Annotated in this window: 6 protein-coding genes; 1 reads left to right on the forward strand and 5 read right to left on the reverse strand. The window is 36.3% G+C overall.

What is annotated here, in order from left to right:
- Positions 1 to 885 precede the first annotated feature (885 nt).
- Positions 886 to 2,403, reverse strand: a complete 1,518-nt coding sequence (locus tag KQI58_RS21935) for a helix-turn-helix domain-containing protein (protein ID WP_216411063.1) — start codon at positions 2,401 to 2,403, stop codon at positions 886 to 888.
- A gap of 235 nt (positions 2,404 to 2,638) precedes the next feature.
- Here KQI58_RS21935 and KQI58_RS21940 point away from each other — a divergent pair, with 235 nt between their 5' ends.
- Positions 2,639 to 3,241, forward strand: coding sequence for a TetR/AcrR family transcriptional regulator (locus KQI58_RS21940; RefSeq protein ID WP_216411064.1), 603 nt, complete (start codon positions 2,639 to 2,641; stop codon positions 3,239 to 3,241).
- Between the two features lie 250 nt (positions 3,242 to 3,491).
- Here the strand turns inward: KQI58_RS21940 and KQI58_RS21945 are convergent, their stop codons facing one another.
- Genes KQI58_RS21945 through KQI58_RS21960 form a run of 4 tightly spaced genes read right to left on the reverse strand, consistent with a single transcriptional unit; the run spans position 3,492 to position 9,078 of the window.
- A complete protein-coding gene (locus tag KQI58_RS21945) occupies positions 3,492 to 3,788 on the reverse strand; it encodes a DUF2089 family protein (protein WP_216411065.1) in 297 nt (98 codons plus the stop codon).
- Between the two features lie 48 nt (positions 3,789 to 3,836).
- Entirely contained in the window at positions 3,837 to 8,450 is a 4,614-nt protein-coding gene (locus tag KQI58_RS21950; protein WP_216411066.1) for a Spy0128 family protein, read from the reverse strand.
- Entirely contained in the window at positions 8,451 to 8,795 is a 345-nt protein-coding gene (locus KQI58_RS21955) for a hypothetical protein (protein WP_216411067.1), read from the reverse strand.
- Complete coding sequence (locus tag KQI58_RS21960; protein WP_253296088.1) at positions 8,788 to 9,078, reverse strand: hypothetical protein; 291 nt, start codon at positions 9,076 to 9,078, stop codon at positions 8,788 to 8,790. Before KQI58_RS21960 ends, KQI58_RS21955 begins: the two co-directional genes overlap by 8 nt.
- Positions 9,079 to 9,239: the final 161 nt, after the last annotated feature.

The raw sequence follows: 9,239 nt of genomic DNA on the forward strand, positions 1-9,239 counted from the left end.
GTTATTTGTGTCCAATTCCATTGTTATATCAACCCATTTCTTATATAGACTGATTATAACATGAGATAAAATAAAAAGGCAATATGCCTTAGGTGTCGGTTTTCGAGTGACCAAAGGCACCCCTCATACCGAACGGCATTCATCACCCACCTGTAGAGGATGGGCGACTTCTGCCTAAATTAATTAAAAAAATACCAGTCATAAAAGACTGGCAGGAAGAAGTTTAAACATGATGATTAAAATCTACCCTGTTTTAGATATAGTCTGTAGTCGGTCACAGCTACAATACGGGTAGTCTAGAAAATAATTAACGCTTGTTTTCCGCCAAGCAGATTAATCATTTATGAATTAATTTTGTGTAAAAAGACAGTGACCGAAATGCCTAAAAACATAATATCACAAAAAAGCGATAATTCTATAAAATATTCAAAAAAATAGTTATTTATATATTAATATCCTTAGTTTATCTCATATATATGTGATTTAGCACATAGTAGTCTCTCGTTTATTATTTGGTTCAGCAATTTTCCCCCAGATTAACTTATCAATCCATACTCCAGAGCTAAATCTATTGGTGTCGACTTAGGTATTGCTGATGTTCCCATTTTTCCGATGATCAAAAATAGAAGAAAAAAAAGCAAAAAGAAGTGACGAATACTCGAAAAATGTTAGAAGAATAAACCACAGAGAAAAAGATATTCCTGCTGAAAAATTTGCTTAAAGAAAGTTCTCTTAACACAGCTATATGGTCAAAAAGAAGCCCCAAAAAGTTGGTGCACCAACTTTTTGGGGGCTTCTTTTTGTTACTGGTTAAATGACAAAGCATTGACTTCTACAAACGAAAAAATATGTATTCCTCCCTTGAGGAGACGAACATAATGAAAACTAGCTTACCAATGACCGTTTTTTCGGTAACTCATTTACTAGATTTTGAATCGTAACAATCATTTGTGGTGTAACATACGGTTCTATGGGAACTACAGGAAATTCTTTTGGTAGTTCTTCCATGGCGCCTGTGGTAATCAAGGCATCATAGTTGGTAATATTATCCACCAGATTTCCGTTTTCATTCCATAAATCTTCAAAATGATAGATTTCAAAATTACCGTAAACCATTTGTGTAATAACCGCTGAAATGTATTCTTCCTCTGTTGGAGAGAGGTCAGAAATTAACAATAGACGAATAGTTTTATCATAGGATGCCAATAGTTCTAAACTATCTACTTTGCCTGTTAATAATAGATACACATAATTTGAAATATAATCGGGTTTTTGATACATCTTATTTTCCTGAACAAAATTCTGAACGAGTTTCGTTACTTCTTCTACTGCATGAAGATGTATCAGCTTCACTGTTTCTAAAAAAGTCTTTCGACTGTTACGCAGTATGGTCAAGAATTCGCCCTCTTTCGCATCATAAAGATACGTATCATTCAATAGGACTGTGGTTAGTTCATTAATTTCTTCCATATCAACGGTTCCACCAGTTAAGTCGATAAATTGTTCAACAAGCTGTTGATGGGCATTAAATAGCTGTTTATAGCGAGCATTATCCTTAAGTGCAGCTTCTCTGTGGCTTTTGCTGAAAACAATTGCATCCGAAAAAGACAGCCATAAACAATCACGCATCATCTCGTCTGTCAACTGGAATCGAAATGCTTCGGAAACGATGTCTCGAAATTCACTCACTTCATTTTTTTCTGGTAGAATCAATCCTGTTGTGCGCAATTCTTCCTCAGGATAAGGATGATCATTTTTGATTCGCCAAAGACTGATAAAAATGTTGTAAGTTAATCGCTTTTGAAAAATGTATTTTTTATTGAAGCGATTGATTTCTGTGAATTTAGCGGCAAACGCTTCAATTGTCTTCGACTGGTACTCTTTTAACTTAGGCAACACAATCTTCACTGCGTACTGTTTTTCAATAAAATAGCGGTAAAAGAAGTGCCGAATGACACTCTCCTTGCCTTCTAACCGCAAGGGTCTATAACACAATTGAATTCCTGCTTCGCTCAACTTATTTTCCATTTTTTTCAGAAAACGTTGAGCATTAGAAAAGCTTAAAAATACTCGTTTCGATAATTCTGAAATATTATCACATTGCTCATAAAGGAGCTGTTCGATGATTTGAAATTCAGGCGAGTTGTTCAATGCCTCAGAGTATACTTTTCCAATGCCTATTTGTTTTTTGAGCTTTACACGATAGACGCCCTTTTCTTTTTCAACAATAAAGTTTGTTTGTCGTTCATTGATCAACTTTATATCGCTCAATAAAAGTGGTAGTGAGCAGTTCAATTCATTAAGAATTCGCTCACTTGAAACGCCTTCACGATTATAATACAATATCTCAATTAGTTGCAATCTGCGTCTGTTACTTGTTCCTAGAACTTGATAAAAATCCATCCTATCCCTCCCAAAGTGATTCACAAAAAATAGCTTTTCATAGCGTTGCCGCTAGTTTAAAACGATGAAAGTAGTCTCTTGCTATGTACTATTTGGCTAAAAAGCCAGCGCCTTCCATAATAAATGCTTATCTTTACGTTGTAAAGATAAAAATTGTAAAAAAAGTTTAAAATAGTTATTTGATAATTTTCATCTAACTAGCTAAACTATGTAAAGAGAATTAGGAGGCTTTCTTATGAATAATACTCAAAGCTATCATCGCGAAAATCTGCGTAATGATTTAATTGCTGCCGGAATAAAAATTGTACGAACAGAAGGGTTGGAAAGGCTCTCACTAAGAAAAGTAGCAAAAGAATGTCAGGTCAGCCATGCAGCACCTTATACTTATTTTTCGAATAAGCAAGAATTGCTGAATGCTATGCAGCTGCATATCACAAAAAAATTTACTCACATTATGAATGAAGCATCTGAAAGATACTCGAACGATCCTGACTTATTAACCAAGCTCGGAAATATTTACTTACAGTTTTTTCTTGATAATCCACAATACTTCAATTTTACTTTTAACCTTGTAGGGATTGAAGTCAATATGGACAACATTGACCAAGATAACTATCCACCCTTTGATATTCTAAAAAAGGCGGTTGTTCAAAAATTGCAAGCGCAACATTTTTCAGATGAATCGATTATGTACAACCTTACAGCTATTTGGGCAGTTATTCATGGTGCAACGAGCATAGCAACGATGAAAAGTGTTTTGTTCTCAGAAGACTGGGGGGAATGGATCACTAAGATACTTCAAAATAATTTTTCCTTCTATTCAGGTTCTGTTGATTAATCCTTTATCGCGTATCAGTATTTGAATAATTTGGTAGATGTATTTGGAAAATATTTATCTATGCACTTATAGTCTATTTAACTAAAAAATTTCACAGTACGTAGAATCAATAATTAACGTTGTCCCGAAGTACTTTCCAACAGATGAGCATGCTATGTGAAACCAAATAAACAGTATTGGTATCCATTTCTTATACAAAACTGGAAATGGATACCAACACTGCGTTCTCAAACATTGATTATTCTTGTTATCAAATCAAGCAATTTAAAGATTTGTTGTACTCGGAAACAACCTTTTGTACAACTTCTTGATTGATCTTTCCTTCTTTCTCCAACTCGTTCATTAAAAGTACGAGCGAATCATTTTCCTTTCGTTCACTAATTCGAACTTTCTGAATCAATCTGTCTAATTTTTTACGAATCGTTGGATAGCTGATCGAATAGATATTTGCTATATCCTTAATTGACCCTGAAGTAAGAATAAAATTTTTAACAAATTCTAATTCTTCTTTACTAAAATCTAAAACCCACTGTGGGCTTTCTCCCATGAAAAAAACTCCCTTTACCTACGAGTATTGAAAAATACTTAACATTTTTTAATCAATCTTACGAGCCTTATATCGTCTATAGCTGATTAGAAGCACCACCAGTAAAATCATTATTCCAAGATAAACGAAGCTTATGCGATTTTTGCTACCGGTTCTAGGTAAAATCCCACTTTTTCCGTTGCTACCTGTGTTACCAGTAAAATACTTGAAAGAAAGTTTGTTTGATTCGCTAACGTTTGGCAATAATGGAGCATTTTCTTTCACTAGCTTAATTACTTTTGCTTCATTCTCATTGATTTCAAAACTAACAGGTGTTTTATCAATTTTATACCCTTCTGGAGCTTTTGTTTCGACAAACTCATATTTTCCAGGTTCCAAATCACTCAAATAAATCAAGCCATTTTCATCTGTAGTCAGTTTTTCTTTTAAGACTTTCTTTGAATCTGTTTGTAATTTGAATTCAGCATTGGCTAGAACCTTTTGATTTGTACTATCTGTTTTCTTAAGAAAAATACCTTTCGATTGCTTTTTGTTCTCTTTAACCAGTTCTTTTTTAGCAGTATTTTCTTTCGTTATCGCAAATTTAACTGGTGTTTTGTCAATTACATACCCTTGCGGTGCTTTTGTTTCAACGACTTGATAATTACCTACTTCAAGATTAGAGATTGTCACTTCACCTTTTTCATTGGTAACAATCTTATCTAACCCCTTGATCAATTCACCTTTTTCATTTTGCAGCTCGAACTCTGCATTCGCAAGTACTTGACCCGTTTTATCGTCTATCTTCTTCAATGTTACTTCCCCATTGCCAGGTTCATTGTACGTATTTTCGAAATTCACAGTATCAGAATAGACTACTGTCGCTTCCAGTTTCCCATCGATATCTTTTACAGTTACTGTTGCTTGATATTCTGTTTTGTCGTAATTAATGGTGCTGTTGTTTCCAGCTTTTTCTCGGATCGTGTATTCATACGTACCTGCTTTGTCATAGGCAATTGCATCAAAGTAGATGTTTCCTGATGCGTCATTGCTCTTTGTATCCACTACTTTGTCTTGAGCGTCTACTAATTCAAACTCGAACTCGCCTGCTTGTAATTCTCGGCCTGTCAGGCTCTTCGTTGCTTCTAACACGGCACTACCTGCCGCTGGAGTATATGTGTTCTCAAAGTTCACTGTTCCGGAATAAACTACGCTCGCTTCTAGTTTACCGCCCGTATCCTTCACCGTTACTGTAGCTTTGTATTCGGTTTTATCATAGCCAATTGTACTGTCGCTTCCAGCTTTTTCTCGGATCGTGTATTCATACGTACCTGCTTTGTCATAGGCAATTGCGTCAAAGTAGATGTTTCCTGATGCGTCATTGCTCTTTGTATCCACTACTTTGTCTTGAGCGTCTACTAATTCAAACTCGAACTCGCCTGCTTGTAATTCTCGGCCAGTTAATGTCTTCGTTGCTTCTAACACGGCACTGCCCGACGCTGGCGTGTACGTATTTTCAAAGTTCACTGTTCCGGAATAAACTACGCTCGCTTCTAGTTTACCGCCTGTATCCTTCACTGTGACTGTAGCTTTGTATTCGGTTTTATCATAGCCAATTGTACTGTCGCTTCCAGCTTTTTCTCGGATCGTGTATTCATACGTACCTGCTTTGTCGTAAGCAATTGCATCAAAGTAGATGTTTCCTGTGTCGTCATTGTTCTTTGTATCCACTACTTTGTCTTGAGCGTCTACTAATTCAAACTCGAACTCGCCTGCTTGCAGCTCTCGCCCAGTTAATGTCTTCGTTGCTTCTAACACGGCACTGCCCGACGCTGGCGTGTACGTGTTTTCAAAGTTCACTGTTCCGGAATAGACTACGCTCGCTTCTAGTTTCCCGCCAACATCTTTCACTGTTACTGTCGCGGTATAAGTTGCTTTGTCATAGTTGATCGTACTTTCGCTTCCAGCTTTTTCTCGGATCGTGTATTCATACGTACCTGCTTTGTCGTAAGCAATTGCATCAAAGTAGATGTTTCCTGTGTCGTCATTGTTCTTTGTATCCACTACTTTGTCTTGAGCGTCTACTAATTCAAACTCGAACTCGCCTGCTTGCAGCTCTCGCCCAGTTAATGTCTTCGTTGCTTCTAACACGGCACTGCCCGACGCTGGCGTGTACGTATTTTCAAAGTTCACTGTTCCGGAATAGACTACGCTCGCTTCTAGTTTCCCGCCTGTATCTTTCACTGTTACTGTCGCGGTATAAGTTGCTTTGTCATAGTTGATCGTACTGTCGCTTCCAGCTTTTTCTCGGATCGTGTATTCATACGTACCTGCTTTGTCGTAAGCAATTTCTTCAAAAAGCACATCACCAGATCCGTCATTTTTTTTCGTGTCCAGAATATTTCCCTGATCATCCAACAACTCAAATTCAAACTCATTCGCTTGTAAATCACGACCAGATAGCGTCTTAGTCGCTTTCAGCTGATGTTTCACAGTCATTTTTTTATTAAGAATCGTAAATTGAAACCCTGCTGAGTCTGTTGCTTTTATTTCAAAAACGCCATCAGTAGTTAATCCTGTTTGATTCTCAATAATCATTTTAGGACTATAATTTTCTAAACCTGAAATTTCTTTGATCTTATACTTTCCAATCGCCAAATTTTCAAATTTTACTTTCCCTTGATCATTCGTTGTTAAACGATCTACTTCTATTCCTTCGACATCTCCATCGTACTTCACAACTGAAAAAACGATGTTGGGTAAATTTTCTTTAGAATCCTGGTCTTTTTTGATAATTTCAACAGTTCCTTTAGGAATTGTGCCAGTACCACCACCAGTGATATCTTGAAAATGAACATTATTGGCTTCAGCATCAACGCTGCGATCACCATCATAATCAATGCTAGCTTTATTATCAAAGGTTGTTTGTCCTAAATGATCGTCATCCACTTTAGTCACAATATTCACTAGAAATCCCACGATTCCAGTATCCTGACTAGCATCAAACAAGTTTTCTAGTGCTTTTAATGTATTAGCCTTGTTTGCTGAGGGCAGAGTTGTATTTGAATCATATGCTGTACTAATTTTTTGAATAGCATCTGACTTTGATTGACTTAGACTCAAACAGTTTGTCTTATCTCCCGTTTGTGTCACTGGGAAAGTTCCCATGTTCATGATCACTTTTTGTTTTCCAACACTGTCTGTAAAAACAGTATACGTACCAGCTGGAGAATTTTTAACAAAATCATAACTGTCTTGATACGTGCTCAGTGGCGAAACTTGATTCGTATTTACGCTTAACGAATCTACTTGACGCGCGTACAACTTAGAGGCATCTGAAGCATCGGCTAGCAGAACAGGAATTTGGATATTAAGAGATGTAAACTCAAGCCCTTCTGCTAACTCATCAACCATTACTGAATTCTCATAGCGATTTTGTAACCCCTCACCTTTGTACGCTCGCATTAAATCTGGATAATTTGTGACAATTCTCCAGCTAAGTGCATTTTCATTTTGTCTTTGTGACCCTTCTTTACTGAAGTCTTGATAGGTTCCAGGGCCGATTTCATTTAAAACTGGATCCCCAATTTCAAAATCTGGTAACGTAATTGATCCAATTTCAACTTTCTCTTGCTCACCTTTTGTTTCGTTTAGTGAACCTTGGAAAGTAAAATGCCCATTTGTAATTGAGGTAATATTATTTTGTTTGATCGTATCATTAAACTCTATTCGAATTTTTGAATGATCGCCCACAGTAAGCAATTGATAATCACCAATCATATACGACTGACCATCTACAGTAATACTCAAAGGAATTTTTGCCGTTGGAGCAAATTTGAAAATAGTTGGCAAATCAATTTCAACATAATCACCATTTGCAATGGATAACGAATTTAAAATTTCCCAATCGATTTTTAACCGAATAAAATCTCCAACGTTTGTTTTATCCCCTGCTTGAATTTCTACCCAACCGCTTGGTGCAGTACTAGAAGCCTTCTCAAGCTTCAAACCTGTCACATTGAAATCACTAATAACAGCTCGTTCTGCTTTTTTCGTTGTTTTTTCTTTTTTAGCTTCCCTCTCGGTAGTCTCTTTAGTTTCTTCTTGTGATAGATCAGAATTTCTTGTTGCACTGGTTGTCTCTTCTGTCTCTGCATTAGTGAGTTCATAATACAGAATTGGTGAAACATGTTCTTCAAATAGAACCGCTTCTTCTTCAACATCTGAAATTATTGTTTTCGCAGTAAGTTCTAAATCACCCGTATAAAATTTAACCGTCTCAGGATCAGCTAATTCGCTCTCCTCCTGTCGGTCATAATTCTTATTTAATGAAAACGTTAATAAATTATCTTCCACCTGATACTGGCCTTGACCATCTTTCAAGTCACCTGACACCTTTTGAAAAGAGAGATTCTCAGGTAGCTGATAGGATAAAACGGTACCATCTTCAAGCAGCCCCTCTTCACTTTGCTCCCAATGAATTTTTGCTGTTACCTCTGCATCAGCAGCAATTCGATTCTCCTTTGTAATCTCGTTTCCATCTTTATCCAGCAATATTGCTTCACTTAGCTTAATACCAATCGTATTCGTTGTTTCAGCGAATACCTGTATTGGCATAATATTCAACAACATACCCACTAACACAACGACCGTATTGAGCTTACTTATTAATTGCTTTTTCACTTATTTATCCCCCTTAACAAAATGAGTACCAAAAAGAATTGAGCCGCTCATTCTGGAAAGGTATAGCGGCAATACTATTGATTCCTCCCCTTCTGGTAAATAAAGTTCTTCTTCTAAAGTCATTATTTTGTCCTCGATATTTTTTAATTTTTTTCTGATCTCTTTTTCACTGTGATTTGAAATTACTAAAGTATTGTTTGTTGTTTCTGTACTAAAATACTGAATCGTTTTTTTTGAAGAATGCTCTTGTCCAGCGATCCATTCATAAGTTTCAAACCAAAAAGTACTCATCGGAAAAAATAGAATTGTTGGAAAAATCCAATACTTCCATTTTCTTTTATCCATGCTGTTCCCCCTTAACAGTTAATAAAAGTGTCCCCAATTCGCCCCAATCATCTGGTGTCGGAGGACGCTTCCAAATCATCTGCTCACAAGGCAGCCCTTCTATAGCAAAATCAGAAAGATAGATTTGAGTTCTGTTACTCAACTTCTCCTCATAAACAATATGCATACTTCGTAAAGTTAAGAGCATCGAACGAATGTAATCGTTGTAGCTTGTTCCATGAGAAAAATCAATATAGATAAAGATTGGCTCTTCAAGTTTTTCAACTGGTATTTTAGTGATCAAAAAAAAGAGATAATCATAGTACCAATGTCATTAACTTAAGGTACTTGATTTTTATAAAGAGGCACAAACTCGGAACAGTTCGAATTTGTGCCTCTTTTTTTGCTTTTTTCAAGTTATACTTAAAAGAGAGAAGTCCAGTAAAGGAGGGGTTAAAAATGATG

It is taken from the genome of Enterococcus raffinosus (assembly GCF_018917525.1).
GTDB classification, from domain to species: Bacteria; Bacillota; Bacilli; order Lactobacillales; family Enterococcaceae; genus Enterococcus_A; species Enterococcus_A raffinosus_A.